Below are 20272 nucleotides of genomic sequence, written 5' to 3'. Positions count from 1 at the left end.
GTGGCGCGACAGCTTCTGACGACAAAGCGACAGGAACTGTCGGAAGGGCGACGGCGCAACTGAGCATGACACCGAACCCGCTCCCACAGAGGCCGCGCAAACTCTGGAGATCGAGCCCACTCTTATGCCCAGGAAACGCGCGGTTTACTTGGCCGCTGACGCAGGGGCCGTTGGCTCAGGGGCTGTTTCGGCGGGTTTCTCAACCCGCTTCTCCACCGGCTTCTCAACCACCGCAACCCGACCCAGTTCGATATTCACTCGCCGGTTGCGCGCCCGGTTGGCAGGGCTATTGTTTTTCGCCACCGGGTACTGCTCACCATGGAAGCGCACGATGATCTGCTCTTCCTTCAAGCCATGGGCCTTGAAGTAATCAGCCACCGACAATGCCCGACGGCGCGACAGGTCGCGGTTGGTCAGGCGGTTGCCGCTATTGTCCGAATGGCCGTCGAGCTCGATGTGGTTAACCGTCGGGTCGGCTTTCATGTAGTCAAGGATCAGGTCCAGACGCGCCTTGGCGGCTTCATCCAGTTCAATGCCGCCCCCCGGGAAGCCCACCTGGGTCTGACGCACCTGGTCATAGTTCATCGCAAGCAGCTTGCCCGCGCAGGCCTGATAGTCGCTGTAAGCCTTGGCAAAGCTGACCGGCAACACCCGCACCTCCATCGGCCTGCCCGCCTCACCGGCATAGTTGCGCACCACCGTGCTGCGCCCGTCGAGCAGGCCATTGATCAGGCGGCTGGCCTGGCCTTGGGACGAGCTGAACAACACACCGGTGCGGGCCATGCGCACACTGCCCAGGTTGATGTCACCGCGCCCGGGTTGCCATGGGGCCGCCGCTGCCAGCAGGCTGGCGGTGCCTGCACCCAGTACGTTGCTGTCCGAGCGCAACTGGAACACCGGCTGCTCACCCGCCCGGCGCACGAACTCCCCGCTGCCGAAACCTTCGATCGGCTGGATCAGGCGGCACTCGAACTGGTCACCCTCGACCTTCCAGGCGATGTTCTCCATGCGCGTCTGGAAAGTCAGTGCACCGGCCGGCAGACAGGCGAACAGGGTCAACAGGGCTAGGTAACGCTGGCGCACGGGCGGCTCCACAAATTCTGACGGCTTACCTGCAGGCTATCGGACGCTGGCTGGAAAACTTGATAGCCGTGCTCGACCCAGGGTTTTCCGGTAGCATTGGGGCTTGAGTTCGACCCGCCTGGAATCCCCAATGTCCGATCGCCTGACCCTCCTGCGCCCCGACGACTGGCACATCCATCTGCGCGATGGTGCCGTCCTGCCCCACACCGTTGGCGACGTGGCGCGTACTTTCGCCCGTGCCATCATCATGCCAAACCTGGTTCCTCCGGTGCGCAATGCCGCCGAGGCTGGTGCCTACCGTGAGCGCATCCTTGCCGCGCGCCCGGCCGGTAGCCGCTTCGAGCCGCTGATGGTGCTGTACCTCACCGACCGTACCAGCCCCGAGGACGTCCGCGCGGCCAAGGCCAGCGGGATCGTGTACGCTGCCAAACTGTACCCGGCCGGCGCCACCACCAACTCCGACTCGGGCGTGACCAGCATCGACAACATCTTCCCGGCCATCGAAGCACTGGCGGAAGTTGGCATGCCCCTGCTGGTGCATGGCGAAGTGACCCGTAGCGAAATCGACGTGTTCGACCGCGAGAAGCGCTTCATCGACGAGCACATGCGCCGTCTGGTCGAGCGCTTCCCTACGTTGAAAGTGGTGTTCGAACACATCACCACCGGCGATGCCGCGCAGTTCGTCACCGAGGCCCCGGCCAACGTTGGCGCGACCATCACCGCTCAGCACCTGCTGTACAACCGCAACCACATGCTGGTTGGCGGCATTCGCCCGCACTTCTACTGCCTGCCGATACTCAAGCGCAACACCCACCAGGTGGCGCTGCTGGATGCGGCCACCAGCGGCAACCCGAAGTTCTTCCTCGGCACAGATTCGGCACCTCACGCCCGTCACGCGAAGGAAGCCGCCTGCGGTTGCGCCGGTTGCTACACTGCCTATGCGGCCATCGAGATGTACGCCGAAGCGTTCGAACAACGTAACGCACTGGACAAGCTTGAAGGCTTTGCCAGCCTGCACGGCCCGGCTTTCTATGGCCTGCCGGCAAACACCGACACCATTACCCTGGTCCGCGAAGAATGGACCGCCCCGGACAGCCTGCCGTTTGGCGAGCAGACGATAATCCCGCTGCGCGCTGGCGAAAAACTGCGCTGGCGCCTGCTGGAGGACAACGCGTGAGCGAAGACCTCTACGAAGACGACCTGGACTCCCAGGGCAGCAGCGGCTCTCGCCACCCGATGGCCGAGCGCTTCCGTGGCTACCTCCCGGTCGTGGTGGATGTGGAAACCGGTGGTTTCAACAGCGCCACCGATGCCCTGCTGGAAATTGCCGCCGTCACCATCGGCATGGACGAGAAAGGCTTCCTGTTCCCCGAGCACACCTACTTCCACCGGGTCGAGCCGTTCGAGGGTGCCAATATCGAAGCTGCGGCGTTGGAGTTCACCGGTATCAAGCTGGACCACCCGCTGCGCATGGCCGTCAGCGAGGAAAGCGCGCTGACCGACATCTTCCGTGGCGTGCGCAAGGCGCTCAAGGCCAATGGCTGCAAGCGGGCGATCCTGGTCGGCCATAACAGCAGCTTCGACCTGGGCTTCCTCAATGCAGCGGTAGCGCGCAACGACCTGAAGCGCAACCCGTTCCACCCGTTCTCCAGCTTTGACACTGCGACCTTGGCGGGCTTGGCCTATGGGCAGACCGTGCTGGCACGGGCTTGCCAGAGCGCCGACATCGACTTTGACGGGCGTGAGGCGCATTCGGCGCGTTATGACACCGAGAAGACGGCTGAGCTGTTCTGCGGCATCGTCAACCGCTGGAAAGAGATGGGCGGCTGGCGCGATTTCAACGATTGATCTGGAATCCTGGGGCCGCTTTGCGGCCCTTTCGCGGCACAAGGCCGCTCCTACAGGGGTATGCGTACTCCTGCTGAAGTCCAGACATAAAAAAACCGGCCATGAAGGCCGGTTTTTTTTATGCGAGCGGCAATTACAGCTTGCCGGCGTTCTCGCTCAGGTAGGCAGCAACGCCTTCTGGCGAAGCGTTCATGCCTTTGTCGCCTTTTTTCCAGTTGGCAGGGCAAACTTCGCCGTGCTCTTCGTGGAACTGCAGGGCGTCAACCAGGCGCAGCAGCTCGTCCATGTTACGGCCCAGTGGCAGGTCGTTGATGATCTGCGAACGGACAACACCGTTGGTGTCGATCAGGAAGGCGCCACGGAAAGCCACGCCGCCTTCGGACTCGACGTCGTAGGCTTTGCAGATTTCGTGGGTCATGTCGGCAGCCAGGGTGTACTTCACCTGGCCGATGCCGCCGTTGTTGACCGGGGTGTTACGCCAGGCGTTGTGGGTGAAGTGCGAGTCGATCGACACGCCGATCACTTCAACGTTGCGGGCCTGGAAGTCCGGGATGCGGTTGTCCAGAGCGATCAGCTCGGACGGGCAGACGAAGGTGAAGTCCAGCGGGTAGAAGAACACCAGGCCGTACTTGCCCTTGATGGCCGAAGCCAGGTTGAAGCTGTCGACGATCTCGCCATTGCCCAGCACGGCCGGAACGGTGAAATCGGGGGCTTTCTTACCAACGAGTACGCTCATTGTAATCTCCTGATGAGGGTGAAAAACCGTTTGCCGGGCCAGACGGGCTTGCCCGACATCCAACAAAGGCCAACCATCATACACGGCTTCTGGTGACAGGCCGAATCCATCAGGCGGGCAACCGCCGGTCGCTCAAGCACGGCCCTTTCAGAAAGTCCTTTGACAAGCATTCTCATTAACATTAAGCTCCACCCCATCGACTCAACTCGCGATGGTCAGCCCTTATGTATGTGTGTCTTTGTCTCGGCGTTACCGACGGACAGATCCGCGATGCGATCTATGAAGGATGCTGCAGTTACAAGGAAGTGCGAGCCGCGACCAATGTCGCGAGCCAGTGTGGCAAATGTGCCTGCCTGGCCAAACAGGTGGTCCGCGAGACCCTGACCGAGCTTCAGGTCAGCCAGGCAGCCCTGCCCTACCCTGTGGAATTTACCGCAGCCTGAATGCCCAGATTTCAAAGAACCGGACCTTATGTCCGGTTTTTTTATGCCTGTAATTCAATAAGTTAGCGCCGCAACGCGGTTCACAAACATTCTTATTCCTATTAATTTTCACTTATTATTCAATAACTTAGGTTTGACACTCCTCGGTATCGGGATCAAACTTCGCTGTATTGGCACACTTCTACAGGGCAGGAACCCGAAATGAAAGGCGACGTAAGCGTCATCCAGCATCTCAACAAGATCCTCGGAAACGAGCTGGTCGCGATCAACCAGTACTTCCTGCACGCACGCATGTACGAAGATTGGGGCCTGAACAAACTCGGCAAGCACGAGTACAAGGAATCCATCGACGAGATGAAGCACGCTGACAAACTGATCAAGCGTATTCTGTTCCTCGAAGGCATCCCGAACGTTCAGGACCTGGGCAAGCTGATGATCGGCGAGCACACCAAGGAAATGCTCGAGTGCGACCTGAAGCTCGAAAAGAAAGGCCTGGTCGACCTCAAGGCAGCCATCGCCCATTGCGAAACCGCTGGCGACTTCGGCTCGCGTGACATGCTCGAAGACATCCTCGAATCCGAGGAAGAGCACATCGATTGGCTGGAAACCCAACTGGGGCTGATCGACAAGATCACTATCGAGAATTACCTGCAGTCGCAGATGGGCGAAGAGTAATTCTTCACCGCATAAAAAACCCGCGATCAGCGGGTTTTTTTATGCTTGCCTGAAAATCAGGCTTCGGAAGCCTTGGCCTTGGCAGCCGCTTCCTTGATCAGGGTTTGCAGCTCACCCTTTTCGAACATTTCCAGCATGATGTCGCTGCCGCCGACCAGCTCACCGGCTACCCACAGCTGTGGGAAGGTGGGCCAGTTGGCGTACTTTGGCAGGTTGGCGCGGATTTCCGGGTTCTGCAGGATGTCGACGTAGGCGAACTTCTCGCCACAACCCATCACAGCCTGCGATGCCTTGGCCGAGAACCCGCACTGCGGGGCATTCGGCGAGCCTTTCATGTAAAGCAGAATGGTGTTGTTGGCAATCTGCTCTTTGATCGTATCGATGATATCCATCTAGCACCTCAGCTGAACTTTCCGACGCGGTCGTCGGCACGGTGACGCATTGTAACGGAAAGCCGAGCGGCGTGCTCGGCCTTACCATTGCTCATGCAGCCTCTACCTGCACGGGCACGCCATTGAGTGCAGCGTTACCGGAAACCGCGTCCCGAAAGCGCTCGTCGGTCAGGTCATTGGCACTCACGCCGGGTTGTGCCTGGGCGATCTGCATGTGCACGCCCTGGCGGCCATGGCCGAAGCCATGGGGCAGGCTGACCACACCCGGCATCATGTCATCGCAGGCCTGCACCTCGACTTCAAGGGCCCCCGTGCGCGAGCGGATACGTACCCGCTGGCCGTCCTGCAGGTGCCGCTGCTGCAAGTCTTGCGGATGCATCAGTAACTGATGACGCGGCTTGCCTTTCACCAGGCGATGGAAATTGTGCATCCAGGAGTTGTTGCTACGTATATGTCGGCGGCCAATCAGCAACAGTTCGCCGGCTATCGGAGGCGCCTGTTGCGCCAGGCGCTGCACGTCGTCCAGCAACACTTGGGGGGCTGCTTCGACAGCCTTGCTGGCAGTTGCCAGGCGCCCGGCGAGGTTGCTGCGCAAAGGCCCGAGATCGAGCCCGTGCGGGTGATTGGCCAGTGTTGCCAGCGAGAGCTTCCATGGCGTCGCCTCACCATAACGCCCTTTGCGCAGGGCCATGTCGATCATCTGCGCCGGGGCCCAGGTCGGTTTCAACGCCTGCTCGGCACGCGTGGCAAACGCCTGCGCCAGGCCGACGAAGATTTCCCAGTCGTGCAGCGCGCCTTCCGGCTTGGCCAGGATCGCCCGATTGAAACGGGTGACGTTGCGCACGGCCAGCAGGTTGAAGGTGCTGTCGTAGTGGTCGTTTTCCAGCGCGCTGGTGGACGGCAAGATCAGGTCGGCATGCCGGGTGGTTTCGTTGATGTAGAGGTCGATGCTGAGCATGAACTCCAGCCCCTCAAGCGCTGCATCCAGCTGGCGACCGTTAGGTGTGGATAGCACAGGGTTGCCGGCCACTGTCACCAGCGCGCGAACCTGCCCTTCGCCTGGTGCCAACATCTCTTCGGCCAGGGCCGCCACGGGCAGCTCGCCACCGTACTCGGGCAAACCCGATACCCGGCTTTGCCAGGCGTTGAAATGGCCACCCGAGGTGGTCGCCACCAGATCGACGGCAGGCTCCGTGCACAACGCGCCACCTTCACGATCGAGGTTGCCGGTCACCAGGTTGATCAGTTGCACCAGCCAATGGCAAAGGGTACCGAAGGCTTGGGTAGAGACACCCATGCGCCCATAACACACGGCCTTGCCTGCAGCGGCGAAATCCCGTGCTAGCTGGCGGATATCCGCTGCGGCAATACCACAATGCACGCTCATGGCCTCGGCGCTGAGCGGCGCAAGCGCTTCGCGCACTTGTTGCAGGCCGTTGACCGGCAAGTGCGAACCCTGCGCCAGGCCCTCCTCGAACAGGGTGTTGAGCAAGCCACACAAAAAGGCCGCATCGCCACCCGGGCGAATGAACAGATGGGTATCGGCCATGGCCGCCGTCTCGCTGCGCCGCGGGTCTACCACCACCAGACGCCCTCCCCGCCCGCGCAAGGCTTTCAGGCGCTTTTCCACATCTGGCACGGTCATGATGCTGCCGTTGGAGGCCAGCGGATTGCCGCCGAGAATCAGCATGAAGTCGGTCTGGTCGATATCCGGGATCGGCAGCAGCAGTCCATGGCCATACATGAGGTGGCTGACCAGATGTTGTGGCAACTGGTCCACCGAAGTGGCCGAGAAACGGTTGCGCGTCTTGAGCAGGCCAAGGAAGTAGTTGCTGTGGGTCATCAGGCCATAGTTGTGCACGCTCGGGTTACCCTGGTACACCGCCACGGCATTGCGCCCGTGCGCCTGCTGGATCGCCCACAGCTTGTCGGCGGCCAGGGTAAAGGCCTCGTCCCAGCCAATGGCCTCCCAGCGCTCCCCCACCCGCTTGTGCGGCTGGCGCAGGCGGTCGGGGTCGTTCTGGATGTCTTGCAGGGCCACGGCCTTGGGGCAGACATGGCCACGGCTGAACGGGTCCTCTGGGTCGCCTTTGATCGAGCTGATCAGCGCCCGCCCATCGTCTTCGTGGCTGACTTCGATGTTCAGCCCGCAGATCGCTTCGCACAGGTGACAGGCACGGTGGTGCAGGGTCTTGGTCATGGCCGCCTCTGCCTTGTTGTTGTCGAACAGTGACTATGCACCCGGCCCCGCCCCCGGGCCAGCGCCCTTCGCCGTGTGAATCCACCGACATCAGGCGCACGATTCGCGACAGCCATTTGCCAAATCGCCAGCAAGCCGTGTACAACCCTGTGTAGTAAATAAAAAACAGCACCGGCCAGCGGGTAAAGACACCCTTTGCAACATCCTTTCGAATAGGCCGCTGTTTCCCCCCTTGGCTTGAGGCGACATTTACTTATAGTATTGCGCCTTTCCCTATTTCGTCCGCCCCGTGCGGCTTACGCCGCAGGTCACTCCCGTTGTCAAAAAAAACCATACGGTCGACCTGCATACCGTTGCAGATAAGGTAGTCAATCATGAGCGCTAGGCACTTTCTCTCCCTGCTGGACTTCACCACCGACGAATTGCTCGGGGTGATCCGCCGCGGCATCGAGCTGAAGGACCTGCGCAAGCGAGGCGTGCTGTTCGAGCCCCTGAAGAACCGCGTATTGGGCATGATCTTCGAGAAGTCCTCGACCCGCACCCGGGTGTCGTTCGAAGCCGGCATGATCCAGCTCGGTGGCCAGGCCATCTTCCTGTCGCCGCGCGATACCCAGCTGGGCCGTGGCGAGCCGATCGGCGACAGCGCCATCGTGCTGTCGAGCATGGTCGACGTGGTGATGATCCGTACCCACGCCCACAGCACCCTGACCGAATTCGCCGCCAAATCGCGCGTACCGGTTATCAACGGCCTGTCCGACGAGTCGCACCCGTGCCAGCTGCTGGCCGATATGCAAACGTTCCTGGAACACCGCGGTTCGATCCAGGGCAAGACCGTGACCTGGATCGGCGACGGCTTCAACATGTGCAACTCCTATATCGAGGCCGCCCGGCAGTTCGATTTCCAGCTGCGCATCGCCTGCCCCGAAGGCTACGAGCCGGATGAACGCTTCATGGCACTGGGCGGTGACCGCGTGCAGATCATCCGTGACGCCAAGGAAGCCGTACGTGGCGCACACCTTGTGGTCACCGATGTCTGGACTTCCATGGGCCAGGAGGAGGAAACTGCACGGCGCCTGGCGCACTTCGCGCCTTACCAGGTCACCTGCGAACTGCTCGACCTGGCGGCACCCGATGTCCTCTTCATGCACTGCCTGCCCGCCCACCGTGGCGAGGAAATCAGCCAGGACCTGCTCGACGACCCTCGTTCGGTCGCCTGGGACGAAGCTGAAAACCGCCTGCATGCACAGAAGGCGCTTCTCGAATTCCTTGTAGAACCGGCTTACCACCACGCATGAGTCAACCCCTATTGCTCAACCTGCGCAACCTCGCCTGCGGCTATGGCGACCAGCGCATCGTCCAGAACCTCAACCTGCACCTGAATGCAGGCGACATCGGTTGCCTGCTGGGTTCATCCGGTTGTGGCAAAACCACCACCCTGCGCGCCATTGCCGGCTTCGAGCCGGTGCATGACGGTGAAATCCAGCTGGCCGGCGAAGTCATCTCCCGCGCTGGCTTCACCCTGGCCCCGGAAAAGCGCCGGATCGGCATGGTGTTCCAGGACTACGCGCTGTTCCCGCACCTGACCGTGGCGCAGAACATTGCGTTTGGCATCGCCAAGCACCCGCGCCAGGCCGCCGTCATCGAAGAGATGCTCGAACTGGTCAAGCTGGGCGGCCTGGGCGGGCGTTACCCGCATGAGCTGTCTGGTGGCCAGCAGCAACGGGTCGCTTTGGCCCGTGCACTGGCGCCAGAGCCGCAGTTGCTGCTGCTCGACGAACCGTTCTCCAACCTTGACGTGGAGCTGCGTCGGCGCCTGAGCCACGAGGTTCGCGACATTCTCAAAAGCCGCGGCACCAGCGCCATCCTGGTGACCCATGACCAGGAAGAAGCGTTTGCCGTCAGCGATCAGGTGGGCGTGTTCAAAGAAGGCCGCCTGGAGCAGTGGGACACGCCCTACAACCTTTACCACGAGCCACAAACACCGTTCGTGGCCAGCTTCATCGGCCAGGGGTACTTCATCCGGGGGCAGATGAGCAGCCACGAGGCCGTCAATACCGAGCTGGGTGAACTGCGCGGCAACCGTGCCTACATCATGGCGCCAGGCAGCTCGGTGGATGTGCTGCTGCGCCCGGACGATATCGTGTATGCGCCGGACAGCCCGTTGAGGGCGGCTATCGTGGGCAAAAGTTTCCTGGGGGCATCGACCTTGTATCGCCTGCAACTGCCGACTGGCAGCCAGCTGGAGGCGATTTTCCCCAGCCATGCCGACCATCAGGTGGGTGGGGATGTGGGGATCGCGGTGAAGGCCGATCACCTGGTGCTGTTCCCGGTGCCGGGCAGTGTGGCGGCGCAATTGCTTCGGCAGGAGAATGGCGTGCGTCGATACAGTTCGGCGACCTGACTTTAGACCCTTGGGGCCGCTTTGCGGCCCCAGATACTCAGCCTCTGCCGATCCCGGCAAACTTGCCCTGGGTATGCTCGGCCAGCACCGCTGCGGCCAACTCCACTTCCAGCCCACGCCGGCCAGCACTGACATGGATGGTTGCAAAGTTTTGCGCTGAATCATCAATGAACGTCCGCAGACGTTTCTTCTGCCCCAACGGGCTGATCCCGCCGACCAGATAACCCGTGGCACGTTGCGCCGCCGCAGGGTCGGCCATTTCGCACTTCTTCACCCCGGCAGCATGGGCCAGGGCCTTCAGGTCCAAAGTACCCACCACGGGCACCACCGCCACCAGCAACTCCCCCTTCTCGCTGCTCGCCAGCAACGTCTTGAACACCTGCTGCGGGTCGAGCCCCAGCTTTTCTGCTGCCTCCAGGCCGTAGGATGCCGACTTGGGGTCATGCTCGTAACTGTGCACGCGGTGCTCGGCACGGTGCTTCTTCAACAGGTCTAGGGCGGGGGTCATGCAGGGGCTCCGGTCTTGGACGGCTCGGCGGCTACTTTAGGACAATTCCCACATCCCAGCCAGCGCACCGCAATTGGGCACCTCTAGCACGGGGATCCGAGGCCGATTTTAGCGGCCATATCGTGACTGGTCGTTCACTTTCGACCTTTGACATCAGCGTTTCTTGTCTATATTTTTTCGTTTCTGAATAAATGGTGCACTTATAAGGTGCACTTCCTACATCTGCCCGGGGTCAATGGGGATAGACACCGGGCTTTGCTGTCGAGCGCCACGCGCCTCACAACAAAAAAAACGAGGTCATACATGACGACTGCTCTACGCCAACCCACGCTGTCCAGCCAATGCCTGGCCGAGTTCCTCGGCACCGCCCTGTTGATCTTTTTCGGTACCGGCTGCGTTGCCGCCCTCAAGGTCGCCGGCGCCAGCTTCGGCCTATGGGAAATCAGTATCATCTGGGGCGTCGGCGTGAGCATGGCGATCTACCTCACCGCCGGCATTTCCGGCGCGCACCTGAACCCGGCCGTGAGCATCGCCCTCACCCTGTTTGCCGGTTTCGACAAACGCAAGCTGCCCTTCTACATGCTGGCCCAGGTGTGCGGCGCGTTCTGTGGGGCAGCGCTGGTGTATACCCTGTACAGCAACCTGTTCTTCGATTTCGAACAGGCCCACACCATGTTGCGCGGTAGCGAAGCCAGCCTGGAGCTGGCCTCGGTATTCTCCACCTACCCACACCCGTCGCTGTCCACCGGCCAGGCATTTCTGGTGGAAGTGGTGATCACCGCCATCCTGATGGCCGTGATCATGGCCCTGACCGACGACAACAACGGCCTGCCACGCGGAGCCATGGCACCGCTGCTGATCGGCCTGCTGATTGCCGTGATCGGCAGTGCCATGGGCCCCTTGACCGGCTTCGCGATGAACCCGGCCCGCGACTTCGGGCCAAAACTCATGACTTTCCTGGCCGGCTGGGGCGAAATCGCCTTCACTGGCGGGCGGGATATTCCTTATTTCCTGGTTCCGGTGTTCGCACCGATCCTTGGCGCCTGCGTGGGTGCCGCGACCTATCGCGGCCTTATCGCCCGCAACTTGCCAACGGCACCTGCCGCGAACCCTGAGACAAATGACATCCGCCAGGGCGATACTCAAGCCAGTTGATGCCGGCATCACGCCCAGCCCTGACCCCCTATTTTTGCAAGGCCTACGACCATGACAGACACCCAGGATAAGAACTACATCATCGCCCTGGACCAGGGCACCACCAGTTCGCGGGCGATCATTTTCGACCGCGACGCCAATGTGGTGGGTACCTCCCAGCGCGAGTTCGCCCAGCACTACCCGCAGGCGGGCTGGGTCGAGCACGACCCGATGGAGATCTTCGCCACGCAAAGCGCGACCATGGTCGAAGCCTTGGCCCAGGCCGGTATCAGCCACGCTCAGGTCGCCGCACTGGGCATTACCAACCAGCGCGAAACCACCGTGGTATGGGACAAGGAAACCGGTCGCCCGGTGTACAATGCCATCGTCTGGCAGTGCCGCCGCAGTACCGAAATTTGTGCCCAGCTCAAGCGTGACGGGCATGAAGCCTACATTCGCGAAACAACCGGCCTGGTCACCGACCCCTACTTCTCTGGCACCAAGCTGAAGTGGATCCTCGACAACGTCGAGGGCGCCCGCGAACGCGCCGAGCGTGGCGAGCTGCTGTTCGGCACCATCGATACCTGGCTGATCTGGAAGTTCTCCGGCGGCAAGGTACACGTCACCGACTACACCAATGCCTCGCGCACACTGATGTTCAACATCCACAGCCTGCAGTGGGATGACAAGCTGCTGGAGATCCTCGGCATCCCGCGCCAGATGCTGCCAGAGGTGCGCCCGTCCTCGGAAGTGTACGGCCACACCAAGAGTGGCATCGCCATCGCCGGTATCGCCGGCGACCAGCAGTCGGCACTCTTTGGCCAGATGTGCGTGGAGCCAGGCCAGGCCAAGAACACCTACGGCACCGGCTGCTTCCTGCTGATGAACACCGGCGACAAGGCGGTAACGTCGTCGCATGGCCTGCTCACCACCATCGCCTGCGGCCCGCGTGGCGAGGTGGCCTATGCGCTGGAGGGTGCGGTGTTCAACGGTGGCTCCACCGTGCAATGGCTGCGTGACGAACTGAAAATCGTCAACGATGCTTTGGATACCGAGTACTTCGCCAGCAAGGTCAAGGACAGCAACGGCGTCTATCTGGTGCCCGCCTTCACCGGCCTGGGTGCCCCGTACTGGGACCCGTATGCCCGTGGCGCGCTGTTCGGCCTGACCCGTGGCGTGAAGGTGGACCACATTATCCGCGCCGCACTGGAGTCGATCGCTTACCAGACCCGCGATGTACTCGACGCCATGCAACAAGATTGCGGCCAGCGCCTGTCCGAGCTGCGCGTGGACGGCGGTGCGGTGGCCAACAACTTCCTCATGCAGTTCCAGGCCGACATACTCGGCACCTGCGTAGAGCGGCCGAAGATGCGCGAAACCACAGCGCTGGGCGCCGCCTATCTGGCTGGCCTGGCCTGTGGCTTCTGGAGTGGCCTGGACGAGCTGCGCGATAAAGCCATCATCGAGCGCGAATTCAGCCCACAACTGGATGAAGCGCAGAAAGAGAAGCTGTATGCCGGCTGGAAAAAGGCGGTCGAGCGCACCCGTGACTGGGAAGATCACGAGGCGTAATGCCTATCGGGGCCGCCACGCGGCCCCAATCGTCTACTGGCCGTCATCCGCGTCCTACGGCATCATTGCAGAATTTGTCCGGCAGCCCCAAAGGACCGCCCCATGAATCTGCCCCCCCGCCAACAACAAATCCTCGAACTGGTGCGTGAGCGCGGTTACGTCAGTATCGAAGAAATGGCGCAGCTGTTCGTCGTGACACCGCAAACCATCCGCCGTGATATCAACCAGCTGGCCGAACTCAATTTGCTACGTCGCTACCACGGTGGCGCGGCCTACGACTCGAGCGTGGAAAACACCGCTTACGCCATGCGTGCCGACCAGATGCGCGACGAAAAGCAACGCATCGCCGAAGCCGTAGCCCGGCAGATTCCCGACCATGCTTCGGTGTTCATCAACATTGGCACCACCACCGAATCCATCGCCCGGGCACTGCTCAATCACAACCACCTGAAGGTCATTACCAACAACCTGCATGTGGCTGCAATCCTCGCCGCCAAGGATGACTTCGAAGTGCTGGTGGCCGGTGGCACGGTACGCCGCGATGGCGGGGTGGTCGGCCAGGCCAGTGTCGACTTCATCAACCAGTTCAAGGTCGACTTCGCCCTGGTCGGCATCAGCGGCATCGATGAAGACGGCAGCCTGCTCGACTTCGACTATCAGGAAGTGCGGGTATCCCAGGCCATCATCGCCAATGCCAGGCAAGTGATCCTTGCCGCCGACTCCAGCAAGTTCGGGCGCAACGCCATGGTGCGTCTGGGTTCGATCAGCCTGGTCGATTGCCTGGTAACCGACCAGGCGCCAACGACCACCCTCACCCAGTTGCTCAACCAGTACAAGATCCGCCTCGAGGTGGTTTGAGCCGCCTGCGGGCTGCCAAGCGGCCCGCCATTTTCGTAAATGTTCACTTTATTGTCATCTGATCAGTTTTTTCTATAAAGACTGACTGGCGACCGGCTTTCTCTTGCGCTAGTATTTTCGAAAACGAACATCAATGTTCATATTCGATGTGAACAGCCTCAGGAGGCCTTGCCCGTGTCCCAGCCCGTTTCGTCCCAGCCCCCACTCGCCGACTGCTATGACCTCGCCGTGATCGGCGGCGGCATTAATGGCGTGGGCATCGCTGCCGACGCCGCTGGGCGTGGCCTGAAGGTATTTCTTTGCGAGAAGGACGACCTGGCCCAACACACCTCGTCAGCCAGCAGCAAATTGATCCACGGCGGCCTGCGCTACCTGGAGCACTACGAGTTTCGCCTGGTGCGTGAAGCGCTGGCTGAACGCGAAGTGCTGCTGGCCAAGGCACCGCACATCGTCAAACCGATGCGTTTTGTGTTGCCACACCGTCCGCACCTGCGCCCGGCGTGGATGATTCGTGCAGGCCTGTTCCTGTATGACCACCTGGGCAAGCGCAAGCGTCTGGGTGCCTCGCGCAGCCTGCGCTTCGGCCCGGGGTACCCGCTCAAGCCGGCAATCACCCGTGGGTTCGAATACGCGGACTGCGCGGTGGACGACGCACGCCTGGTGGTGCTCAATGCCATGGCGGCTAAAGAAAACGGTGCGGATATCGTCACCCGCACCCGCTGCCTGCGTGCCGAGCGTGTCGATGGCGTGTGGCAGGTCGAGCTGCAGCATGCCGACGGCCACCTGCAGACCATTCGCGCCCGCGCCCTGGTGAACGCCGCCGGCCCATGGGTCGCCAGCTTCATCAAGGACGACCTCAAGCTTGACGCCCCCTACGGTATCCGCCTGATCCAGGGCAGCCACCTCATCGTACCGCGCCTGTACGAAGGCGAACATGCTTACATCCTGCAGAACGAAGACCAGCGCATCGTCTTCTGCATCCCGTACCTGGAGCGTTTCACCCTGATCGGCACCACCGACCGCGAATACAGCGGCGACCCGGCGCAGGTGAAAATCACCGAAGGCGAAACCGACTACCTGCTCAAGGTAGTCAACCAGCACTTCAATCATCAGCTCAGCCGTACCGACATCCTGCACACCTACTCGGGTGTTCGCCCGCTGTGCAATGACGAATCGGACAACCCTTCGGCCGTGACCCGCGACTACACCCTGGCGTTGTCTGCCGGCGAAGGGCAGGCACCCTTGCTGTCGGTCTTTGGCGGCAAGCTCACCACCTACCGCAAATTGGCAGAGTCGGCCATGGGCGAACTCAAACCCTTCTTCGCGCAGATGCGCGGCAGTTGGACCGCAACTGCTCCCTTGCCAGGCGGTGAGCACATGACATCGGTGCAATCGCTAGTAGAAGAAGTGTTAACACGCCACCCTTGGCTGTCAGTGGCTATCGCGCAACGCTGGGCTACCACGTACGGCAGTCGTGTCTGGCGCTTGTTGGAAGGCCTCTCGGGGCCTGAAGGCCTGGGGCAATCATTGGGCGGCGGTCTGTTCGCCTGTGAAGTCGATTACCTGCGTGCCGAGGAATGGGCAGTGACTGCCGACGACATTCTGTGGCGGCGAACCAAGCTGGGGCTGTTCACCTCCAGCGCCGAGCAACTAGCGTTGCAGGAGTTCCTGAAGCAGGCTGCGCCTGGTAACGAAAACGAACGGGCCGCATGAGACAATGCCCCACTGCACACGCCAGCGCCTGAGCAGTGGGGCGATCGTGGCCGGGGCAGTTCAGAGTGGCCAGCGCTCGAAAGCCTCTTCGGTTAAACGCCTGATCAGCTCACGCTCTGCGTCTTCCAGATTCGACTTGAGCTCCTTACAGACAACCAAATAGTCCCCCTCAGTCATTTCTTCGCGCGCAAGCCGCTCGTCAGCAAGCGCCAAGTCGGACTGTTTTGCATCGACCAGCTCTTTGAAACGACGGCTGTAAGTGGCACGTAAGTATTCTTGCCAATAGTCCTGGACCACGAGTGAGTCGACCAGGCGTGCTTGAGTCTCGCCTTCCAGTATCTCGAGCCGGGCCGCGTTGATGTCTGCCGCCGTCACCAAGGACTCGGCTTCATAATGCATGCGCACGGGTTGACCCACCAATTGCAGTGGCGATGCCAACCGGATCCGGTAAGCAAGGTAGGTTTCAACATCGTCGATTCTATCGAGACGGGCCGGCTGCCCCTTGAACAGGTCCCTTAGCCGTTGCAGTTTTCGCGCTGCTACCCGGTCGACTTCCTGCAGCCTGTATATCGAACGGCCCAATCTCAACAATGAGCGCTCGCTCATCATTTCTGCTGAACCTGCGGTCTGGGAGTGGATCAAGGCCCTGACTTCCATCTGGCTGAACACCCACAGCAGACGATCCTCACACGTTGCAATGCCACCTGCCTGCTCGAAGAGCAACTCGCGCAGTTCCGTGTTCTGCTCACATGCCTCGATGATCGCCCATACACGTGCACGATAAAATGCCGGATATTTCAGGTAATCCGGAGAATGGGAAAAGTCGGTCAGGAAACGAAAAAAGTCGGCCGAGCCGGGCTCGGCACGCAAGTTGTCCCATGACGTTTCACGTGTGAGTCGCTGCACACCGGTCGAGCCGGCAAGCCAGCTGGAAAGTTCTGCCTGAGCGAGTACATGTTGGCGATAGCTCGGGCCAGGCTGGCTAACGTGGTCTGCACTGTTCGAAGGTTCAGGCTGTGGCTGCAACAGGCGTTCGCTCGCTTCGTCCAGCGGGTTATCGTGAACGGCTACTTGCTGCAAGCGTACCCGCAGGCCTTCAAGGTCTTCGTTGATTCGGCGGAGCTGGTTATTTCGGAAGTCCGCCCTACCCCGCCACGGCAATTGTTGAATGTCGGCCGGGAATGTAGTTAGCCCTGTAGAACGAAGTCCTAGCTGCTGCAAATGGGGCAAAGCCCTTACCTGTGGTGCCTGCCCCAGCGGATTATGATTGAGCTCGAGTCGCTCCAGATTGACTAGCAAGTTCAGCCTGGAAGCGTCCCCCACTGTCATTACGATCTGATTATGGTCCAGCCGCAATTCGCGTAACCGGGGCAGCGCAGAGACGCCAGCAGGAATGGATGGAAGACGGTTTTCTCGCAGGTCCAGGTATTCAAGATTTGGGAAACGCCTCAGAAAATCGCTGTCGACAGTAGCCAGATTCATGTCCCGCAGCACCAACCGGGTCACGTGATCAAAGCTGACCTCACCCGGTAGTTCAGGCAAGTCTGTCACCCGCTCGCCGCGGATTTCCAACGTGTACGTGCCATTCGCTGTGCGTCCGATCTTGCGCCGCCAGCAACGGCGCACCGCGTTCATCACCCGGGTCCGACGCAAGTAATCCCTGACCGAGGCTTCGGCGCGCCAAAACTGTAATGCCCGCCGCAATTCCAACCATTGGCGATGCAACAACTCATAATCCGACCATGGGTCTCTACCCGCTGCAATGCAATCAAGCAGGTACTGCTGTACCTCATTGTCATCAAGTGTTGGAAATATCTGCCTGATTCCACGCCTCGCTGCTTGCCCTGAGCTCTCTCCACGACCGCTAAGTGGGTAGCCTATGCGCCCATCACCGAAGCGGATCGGCGGCCTCACGCCGCTCACCATTTCAACCTGCCCAATCAACCGTGACGCCAATGCCCGATGCTCTCGCGCATGGGTCGCCAATGTGTCGCTCAATTGCGACTCACTTGATGCTGAACCGCCCACACGAAGCTTCTGATCGTCGCTCATGCTGAGTAACAATGCGCGCATAAGCGTGAGGTCGGTGGGGGTATCGGGTTGAGGGGCATCCGGCATATGAACGGTGTAAGCACCTTCGTCCCGAACAAGGTAGATCACCTTCTGCGCAGATTCGGCACCCGCCCGGCCAACGAGCGGGCCTTGAATGGATCCTGAGCGCAGCTCTACACGATGAGACGCCGGCCAAGGCGCCAATTCATGCACCAGGCCGAGCGCCAGCTTCTCCGTATCCTCGCAGACAGCCTGCCACTGGCGCAGACCGGCACAGGCGCGGTCCAGGCGGCTGTCGCGCAAAAACCAGCGGACTCGCTCTGCCATAACCAAAGGTACTTTGCCCGAACTCTCGAGTTGCTCAAGTACCTGGCTGCTGACCTGGCTGCATATCTCCTGCGCCCCCCGCGCCGTGAGCCCCGGAAAATCCCGCCGTAGCAGCGTTTCTGGTGCGTCGTCGGCTTCCTGGCCCTTGGCAACCATCAGCTCAACGTTGCTCGGTGTCATGTCGGGATGTAATTCGTGAAGTCGATAGCGCTCCATGGCATCCGCCAAGCGTGCGGGCACAGGTGCATTCTCCAGGTTCAGTTGCCTCAATCGCGCTTCATCGAACCCTGTGCTATCGAGCACCGCGGTAGCCTGTTGCTGAGTGACACCGGCGTACTCATCAGCCAGCCGTCGCAGCAGCAGCAGGTCTTCTGCCCAGGTCTCTGGACGCTCTAGCCCGTGCCGCCAGGTTCCTCCCTCCGTGGGCTCAAGCCTAGGGCGATAACGGTTTTCACGAGAGGGGTGACGTATCAACAATTGCGTTCCGTCATCTGAACGGGCCAGCGGGTACGTGCCTTCCTGCTTATGCAAATGCCAGCCAGATTCATCCGGGTGAATTTTCCCCACGAAAGATTGGCCCTGATGCACCGTTTTGTAAGACGACAGATCGTTGGAGCACAGCTTGACCCGACCACTGGCCACAATGGGTGTCAGATCATCGACAAAGGCTATACGTTCAAGCACCTTGCTCCCGGCAGCGGAAACGCCGCCCACAACTGCACCTACTGCCAATGTTTCTGCCACTGAAAACAGGTGCCCCAGCGCCGCTTCACGATCACCTATCTGCCAATCTTCATAACCTTCATAGACCTCGTCAGCAATCTGCAACGCTGTGATTCCAAGCATCACCTCCCCCAACACGGGTACGAACAGCCCTGCCAGCCCTAACAAGGTCAGCCCGACATTTTCGTAGCTGCTTAAACGTTCTGTGCGAGCCGCTGCGTCCTCGACCCCGGTCGGTACGGCCAACGCTTGTGCGTCATCGATGATTTTCTGGATGCACCGGGCACGCAGGTAGATAAACAGGGGCTCGCTGATCTGGACGTGACGGCCATCAAGCTCCAACGCCCGGCCTGCTTTGGTGGCCGCCTGCAAGCGGTCGAGGGTCATCATGAACGCAACGCGTTCCTGCTCCGCGATAAACCTGCTGAAGAACTGGCGGTAGCCCGGGCTTCGTAAGTTCAGCCCGAGCGCCTTGTACAAAGACGCCCATGATGCAAATCGCCTTACCGCCTGGACAGGGTCACCGGGTATCCAGACGACAATTTCGAGTAACGTGAAGCGCTTCTCATCCCAGGCTTCAATGGCCACCACCCCTTGCGCGGCCTTGCCCAGCACATACAGTTGCCGATGCTTGAGCACTGATGTATCTGCCGGCACGATTGGCTTGGGGGTGAAAACCCTCAACATCCGCAGATAGCTGCTTTCATCGATGTGCCCCTTGATGGCTGCATAACGCACCGCTGCCTCCATTGCGGCGCGCATCGATTCTTCAAACAACGCTTCGACATGCTTTCGACGCTGACCTGCAACCTCCCCTTTAGCGTCAACAGGGAACAAATGTTGATGCAACAGCGCCTGGTAGCGCGCACCGATATCCAGCGCCCGACAAAGCTTGGCGAACTGAACAAATGAAACCTGCAAAGGCGTACCCGACGCGCGCTCGAGCTTTCGACGCACCCTCGGCCGAGCTTCCAGCTCCTCCAAGGCAAAATTGTGCAGTGCCGCCGATAACAACGGAATGGACGATGTGCGAACCGTAGCCACAATGGGCGGAAGAGGAAAAATGCTTGGGAATTCCCTCTTCACCACCGTACACAGCAAAGCCGTGCGGGTATCCACCCTGATGTTGAACTCCTTGCGCAATTGCGCCTCAAGCAAGGGTTGTGCAAATTCATCAAGCCCCGGAATGCCGGCGAACACTTGCCGGAGTTGCTCGGCTGCTTTCTGCTCCTGCTTCAAGGCCTGGTGAAACTGCTGGAGGGACTCGCTGGCTGTAGTCTTGACCCAATCCGGCAGCTGCCGGACGATCAAGGCGTCTACGGACGCGGGTGGAAACAATTTGCTATTTGCTGCGCTCATTGGCTCGCCTCGAAAAAGAAAGCGAGAGTCCCTCAGCGACAGCCGACAAAGTGGTAATTAGTTCTCAAGCCCCATAAAAAATCACCCGTTCGGATAACCGAACACACTACCGATCACTCATTCGGAAAGCCGATCGAAAAACGCCTCACAATCGGTAAGAAAAAACTCGATTGCGCCTTTTTCCGGGGCGTTATGATCGATGTCAGAGCTTGGCACGACTCATGCTCTACACTTGGTAGCCGAATGCT

At 60.5% G+C, this 20272-nt stretch carries 16 protein-coding genes; 10 read left to right on the top strand and 6 right to left on the bottom strand.

Going from position 1 to position 20272, the window contains the following annotated elements; all coding sequences use genetic code 11:
* Positions 1 to 144: 144 nt before the first annotated feature.
* Entirely contained in the window at positions 145 to 1083 is a 939-nt protein-coding gene (locus D906_RS13665; protein ID WP_025754570.1) for an OmpA family protein, read from the bottom strand.
* 130 nt (positions 1084 to 1213) lie between these two features.
* On the opposite strand from D906_RS13665, the gene pyrC reads away from it, so the two are divergent.
* Positions 1214 to 2260 (top strand): dihydroorotase, encoded by a 1047-nt coding sequence (pyrC, locus tag D906_RS13660; protein WP_019096556.1) that lies wholly within the window; start codon positions 1214 to 1216, stop codon positions 2258 to 2260.
* Between the two features lie 59 nt (positions 2261 to 2319).
* Positions 2320 to 2931 carry a ribonuclease T gene (gene rnt, locus D906_RS13655; protein ID WP_225917480.1) on the top strand — a complete coding sequence of 204 codons (612 nt, stop codon included), beginning with the start codon at positions 2320 to 2322 and terminating at the stop codon, positions 2929 to 2931.
* A gap of 133 nt (positions 2932 to 3064) precedes the next feature.
* Here rnt and D906_RS13650 read toward each other — a convergent pair whose 3' ends face one another.
* Entirely contained in the window at positions 3065 to 3667 is a 603-nt protein-coding gene (locus D906_RS13650; RefSeq protein ID WP_012273884.1) for a peroxiredoxin, read from the bottom strand.
* Between the two features lie 224 nt (positions 3668 to 3891).
* Here D906_RS13650 and D906_RS13640 point away from each other — a divergent pair, with 224 nt between their 5' ends.
* Together D906_RS13640 and bfr are read left to right on the top strand one after the other, a co-directional pair.
* Complete coding sequence (locus D906_RS13640; protein ID WP_016713743.1) at positions 3892 to 4110, top strand: bacterioferritin-associated ferredoxin; 219 nt, start codon at positions 3892 to 3894, stop codon at positions 4108 to 4110.
* A gap of 201 nt (positions 4111 to 4311) precedes the next feature.
* Positions 4312 to 4785, top strand: coding sequence for a bacterioferritin (gene bfr / locus D906_RS13635; protein WP_019096555.1), 474 nt, complete (start codon positions 4312 to 4314; stop codon positions 4783 to 4785).
* A 56-nt stretch (positions 4786 to 4841) separates the two neighbouring features.
* Here the strand turns inward: bfr and grxD are convergent, their stop codons facing one another.
* Together grxD and D906_RS13625 are read right to left on the bottom strand one after the other, a co-directional pair.
* Positions 4842 to 5177 (bottom strand): Grx4 family monothiol glutaredoxin, encoded by a 336-nt coding sequence (grxD, locus tag D906_RS13630; protein ID WP_016713741.1) that lies wholly within the window; start codon positions 5175 to 5177, stop codon positions 4842 to 4844.
* A 91-nt stretch (positions 5178 to 5268) separates the two neighbouring features.
* Positions 5269 to 7377, bottom strand: a complete 2109-nt coding sequence (locus tag D906_RS13625) for a molybdopterin oxidoreductase family protein (RefSeq protein ID WP_019096554.1) — start codon at positions 7375 to 7377, stop codon at positions 5269 to 5271.
* A gap of 374 nt (positions 7378 to 7751) precedes the next feature.
* Here D906_RS13625 and argF point away from each other — a divergent pair, with 374 nt between their 5' ends.
* Together argF and D906_RS13615 are read left to right on the top strand one after the other, a co-directional pair.
* Positions 7752 to 8672, top strand: a complete 921-nt coding sequence (gene argF, locus D906_RS13620; protein ID WP_027615417.1) for an ornithine carbamoyltransferase — start codon at positions 7752 to 7754, stop codon at positions 8670 to 8672.
* Entirely contained in the window at positions 8669 to 9778 is a 1110-nt protein-coding gene (locus D906_RS13615) for an ABC transporter ATP-binding protein (protein ID WP_025754573.1), read from the top strand. Before argF ends, D906_RS13615 begins: the two co-directional genes overlap by 4 nt.
* 37 nt (positions 9779 to 9815) lie before the next feature.
* On the opposite strand, the gene ybaK is transcribed toward D906_RS13615, so the two are convergent.
* On the bottom strand, positions 9816 to 10286 hold the full coding sequence (ybaK, locus tag D906_RS13610) for a Cys-tRNA(Pro) deacylase (protein WP_016488787.1): 471 nt from the start codon (positions 10284 to 10286) through the stop codon (positions 9816 to 9818).
* A 303-nt stretch (positions 10287 to 10589) separates the two neighbouring features.
* Between ybaK and D906_RS13605 the strand changes: the two genes are divergently transcribed.
* The 4 genes from D906_RS13605 to glpD all read left to right on the top strand — a co-directional run bounded on the left by D906_RS13605 (position 10590) and on the right by glpD (position 15563).
* Positions 10590 to 11441 (top strand): MIP/aquaporin family protein, encoded by an 852-nt coding sequence (locus tag D906_RS13605; RefSeq protein ID WP_019096553.1) that lies wholly within the window; start codon positions 10590 to 10592, stop codon positions 11439 to 11441.
* A 51-nt stretch (positions 11442 to 11492) separates the two neighbouring features.
* A complete protein-coding gene (glpK, locus tag D906_RS13600) occupies positions 11493 to 12992 on the top strand; it encodes a glycerol kinase GlpK (RefSeq protein ID WP_016713734.1) in 1500 nt (499 codons plus the stop codon).
* A gap of 102 nt (positions 12993 to 13094) precedes the next feature.
* Entirely contained in the window at positions 13095 to 13850 is a 756-nt protein-coding gene (gene glpR / locus D906_RS13595) for a DNA-binding transcriptional repressor GlpR (RefSeq protein WP_016713733.1), read from the top strand.
* A 174-nt stretch (positions 13851 to 14024) separates the two neighbouring features.
* Positions 14025 to 15563 (top strand): glycerol-3-phosphate dehydrogenase, encoded by a 1539-nt coding sequence (glpD, locus tag D906_RS13590; protein ID WP_019096552.1) that lies wholly within the window; start codon positions 14025 to 14027, stop codon positions 15561 to 15563.
* Between the two features lie 60 nt (positions 15564 to 15623).
* Here the strand turns inward: glpD and D906_RS13585 are convergent, their stop codons facing one another.
* Positions 15624 to 20024 carry an NEL-type E3 ubiquitin ligase domain-containing protein gene (locus D906_RS13585; protein WP_033694652.1) on the bottom strand — a complete coding sequence of 1467 codons (4401 nt, stop codon included), beginning with the start codon at positions 20022 to 20024 and terminating at the stop codon, positions 15624 to 15626.
* Positions 20025 to 20272: the final 248 nt, after the last annotated feature.

Origin of the sequence: Pseudomonas sp. LAIL14HWK12:I1 (assembly GCF_003202095.1) — a bacterium.
Classification (GTDB): domain Bacteria; phylum Pseudomonadota; class Gammaproteobacteria; order Pseudomonadales; family Pseudomonadaceae; genus Aquipseudomonas; species Aquipseudomonas monteilii.
Note: the sequence above shows the minus strand (reverse complement) of the source record. Positions and strands in the feature narration are given on the sequence as shown.

Bases quoted from the DNA above. Each gene is read 5' to 3' on its own strand.
- argF (WP_027615417.1), top strand. From the start codon at position 7,752: ATGAGCGCTAGGCACTTTCTCTCCCTGCTGGACTTCACCACCGACGAA.
- D906_RS13605 (WP_019096553.1), top strand. From the start codon at position 10,590: ATGACGACTGCTCTACGCCAACCCACGCTGTCCAGCCAATGCCTGGCC.
- D906_RS13585 (WP_033694652.1), bottom strand. From the start codon at position 20,024: ATGAGCGCAGCAAATAGCAAATTGTTTCCACCCGCGTCCGTAGACGCC.
- D906_RS13650 (WP_012273884.1), bottom strand. From the start codon at position 3,667: ATGAGCGTACTCGTTGGTAAGAAAGCCCCCGATTTCACCGTTCCGGCC.
- D906_RS13640 (WP_016713743.1), top strand. From the start codon at position 3,892: ATGTATGTGTGTCTTTGTCTCGGCGTTACCGACGGACAGATCCGCGAT.
- pyrC (WP_019096556.1), top strand. From the start codon at position 1,214: ATGTCCGATCGCCTGACCCTCCTGCGCCCCGACGACTGGCACATCCAT.
- bfr (WP_019096555.1), top strand. From the start codon at position 4,312: ATGAAAGGCGACGTAAGCGTCATCCAGCATCTCAACAAGATCCTCGGA.
- glpR (WP_016713733.1), top strand. From the start codon at position 13,095: ATGAATCTGCCCCCCCGCCAACAACAAATCCTCGAACTGGTGCGTGAG.
- ybaK (WP_016488787.1), bottom strand. From the start codon at position 10,286: ATGACCCCCGCCCTAGACCTGTTGAAGAAGCACCGTGCCGAGCACCGC.
- glpK (WP_016713734.1), top strand. From the start codon at position 11,493: ATGACAGACACCCAGGATAAGAACTACATCATCGCCCTGGACCAGGGC.
- rnt (WP_225917480.1), top strand. From the start codon at position 2,320: ATGGCCGAGCGCTTCCGTGGCTACCTCCCGGTCGTGGTGGATGTGGAA.
- grxD (WP_016713741.1), bottom strand. From the start codon at position 5,177: ATGGATATCATCGATACGATCAAAGAGCAGATTGCCAACAACACCATT.
- D906_RS13615 (WP_025754573.1), top strand. From the start codon at position 8,669: ATGAGTCAACCCCTATTGCTCAACCTGCGCAACCTCGCCTGCGGCTAT.
- D906_RS13625 (WP_019096554.1), bottom strand. From the start codon at position 7,377: ATGACCAAGACCCTGCACCACCGTGCCTGTCACCTGTGCGAAGCGATC.